Here is a 3,284-nt window from a genome sequence, read left to right as displayed (position 1 = left end):
ATTGTATATTATATAATCGTTTTTTCTCTTTAGAATCCTACCTGGAGACCAGCCTTGATACCAAATTTTGAAATATCAGGTCTGTCAAGATAATTTCCTCTCCAGTTAAAATCTACTCTGAATAATCTAAGATTACCAATCCCGATGTTTTCGATTCCAAATCCATATTCATAATAAATATGTTCATTGGGAGCAGAATATTTAAACCCTTCTACATTTATTGCCTTAGACGCATCGCTCAAAGATCCATAAGCTGCTCTGATGAATGCTACCTCCCTGAACTTTAACTTTTTGATTAATGGGATATAAGACAATATTTTACCATTAAAATGATGCTCCAAATGAAGGGTAGTATAAGCATCTGCTACAAATTCATAATAATTCAATTGTGAGAATGTATTCGGGGCTAAACCATAAGAAAGGTTAGCAGGAATAATATTCTGTAAAGCCAAAGGAACCGTATTAAAATTCTTTCCTGCTTCAAAACTGACAACCGTTTTTCCTAATGTTCCAATCAAAAACGGCTTATAGAACATAAACTGAAGCTTATCATAGTTGAAATCGGCATTGAATAACCCTTCAATACCTCTGGTATATCTTAAAACAATAGTAGGGGCAAGATTTTTTGCCTGATATCGATCGATTCCGGTTTGAGAAAATTTCGCTCCAGGTTTTGCAATTAAGCTGATTGTAACATGAGAATCATTGACTGTTTTTCTTAACTGCCCATCCCCTTGATAATACATAAGATTGAACTTCTCAGGAATAGCAGATTTAATACTTTGCATTACTCCATCCACTCTGATCTGTACATTTTTCCAAGGCTCAATAGCAGCAAAAACACTCGTTTGATTTACGGAACTCAAAGAAATATTCTCTCCTCTGGCAAAAAATGTGCTTGAAGATAAAGAACGTGATGCCACTCCGTCACCGGATGTAAGCTGGCCTCCAAGCTGAACAATATCTCTGCTGGTTCCGGCTCCAATCATAAATCGGTTAAGCCTGTTAAACATATATCGTGCTTCAGCTCCATATTTTACTTGCTGATCTTTAAATCCATAAGCCGTATAGAACTGAACCCTCCAGGGATCATTCAATCCAAAATATGATCTTGCTCCAATTCTTATTCTGTCTCCTTCCACTTCATTTCTTCCATATACAGAGAAAATAGGACCAAAATCGACTCCTTTAAACGCATTATAATAACGGGAACCAAGAGTTTCAAACAGCTTTACCATTCGGTTGAACTTAGGAGTCTGCTGCAGCTGATCCAACATTTTATAAACCCCTTGTTCGGATTTTGATAAGGTATCAGGTCTTGCCTTAGTCCAATAAGCATCGTCTTTATCTGTAAATTTATCCTCGTATTCCTCCTCTTTTCTTTTGAAAACTTTAGGATCGAGTGGGATGTTGAATTCATAATTAGAATAGTCAACAGATTTTTTAGCGATAATACTCTTAGATCCTTTCTTCTTTGAAAAAGGACTCATCTCAACTTCTGTGATCAGTTTTTTAGGAAGGAATGTTGTTTCATCCGGATTATCATACTCCAGTTGAGTATAAACACTGTTGACGAAATTAACATTGATTTTTTGTGTTGATCTTAAAGTAGCTCCCAAAACAGCATATGTATCCGTATCTATATAAAGATTTCCCTGGAATGCCAATACGTCTTTACGTTTAGGCTGATATCTTATTTGAAAAGCCTTCTCTCCATGGATCGCAATAGTGTCTACAAGATTATAGTCATAAGTCCCGAATCCATCTGTTCCTGCCGGACTTTGAAATCCAATATCAAAATAATTTAAAGTATTATCATAAATATTAATATCCCTGTACAGGTTTTTTGCCGCAACAGTAATAACCTGGTTGTCCTGAAAACCTGAAGTCTTTTGAGCCACTAAAGTTCTTTTTGTGTCTTTATTGGGTTTGTTCCGACCATAATTTTCATAAACAGCCTCATTCAGAAAGATAGGAAGTCCAAGCCTTCCACTTGCAGTAGAATCAGCATAATTAAAAATGAAGTCCAGCTTATTGAAGATTTTCTTCTTCATAAAGGTGCTGTCTATATTATTAAGGTCAAATTGGGTTTTTTCATATTCTTTGTAAGAATAAGTATCAAATTTCTCCAGACCATTATTTCTTTTTTGAGCCCATACTTTTTGCATAATAGCATAAGCAGGGTTTTCTTTTTTGCTTTTATATTTAGGTTTTCCAGCCTGAATAACCACTTCCTGAATATTACTTACCTTAGCTTGGGAAAGCTGAACAAAAATATTTTCAGCATTTTCTGGGGTAACGTCAAAAATTTCTGGAGTATAATTCTTTCTTGAAAATCTCAGTCTCTGGATAATGCTGTCAGATTGTATACTGAAATTTCCCGAGGTCGTTGTAAGAGATGGGGTCTTGTCATCATTAATAAAAATATCAACTTTGCTTACTTCTTTGTTGTTTTTGGCATCAACAATTTTACCGCTAGCCTTGTTTTGAGCACATACCAAGCTAGTGAAAGTAAGGAAAAATAATAAAAAATAGTGTTTTTTAGAGTTGTTGTTTAACATCATTCGTTTCTTCAGGCAATTAGCACAAACAAAAAGTATGCAGTTTTTTAAAAAATATATAAAAAAATAAAATATTCTTACATTTCTATGTAAAACGGCAAATTTAACAAAAATAGTACTATCATTTGAGAAAAAATAAATACTAGTTTTATTGTCTTAACAGATAAGGATCAATTAATTAATGACAAGGTAAAAAGTCACTGTATTTATGACTTATATTCACCCAGAACCTCTTTTTTAAGAAATAACAAAGTAGAAAATGTGTAATGACTTCAGCAAAAAAATGAATTCTTTCAAATTTTCGGTTAAGTTTGAGTTATCCAGATGCCTCAAAGTCACCATTTGAACGCACGGATTTCGAACAGTCTTTTGCATATAAATACACACCAATGTGTGCTATTCTCCACGTGTTCCATTTTTTCAGGAGCTATTTCCCGCTATCCACTCATACTCCTCGCGCCACACACTCCTACACCCAAACCCTTCTACGCTCCAACCCATACTGTGGGGTAACCGTTTCTATCGGGGCTAGGGTAGGGGATCACTTTATAAATGATGAATAAATAATAGATAATAGTTGACATCAATTAATAGCATCACCTATTATCCATAAGTGATGGCTTCTATCATTCCCATCCTTTGGAGGGGTGTCAAAAATTCAAAGAATTTTTGACGGGGTGGTAATCTAGTCATTTCTGCTCTATGAAAGTTCTGTGAAAATCT

At 34.7% G+C, this 3,284-nt stretch carries 1 protein-coding gene; it reads right to left on the bottom strand.

The features are described 5' to 3' along the window. Positions 1–29: 29 nt before the first annotated feature. Positions 30–2,564 carry a DUF5686 family protein gene (locus DRF65_RS28100; RefSeq protein ID WP_228439004.1) on the bottom strand — a complete coding sequence of 845 codons (2,535 nt, stop codon included), beginning with the start codon at positions 2,562–2,564 and terminating at the stop codon, positions 30–32. Between the last annotated feature and the right edge of the window lie 720 nt (positions 2,565–3,284).

The sequence above is a fragment of the Chryseobacterium pennae genome (genome assembly GCF_003385515.1).
Lineage (GTDB): Bacteria > Bacteroidota > Bacteroidia > Flavobacteriales > Weeksellaceae > Chryseobacterium > Chryseobacterium pennae.
This window is presented reverse-complemented; position numbering and strand designations above follow the sequence as displayed.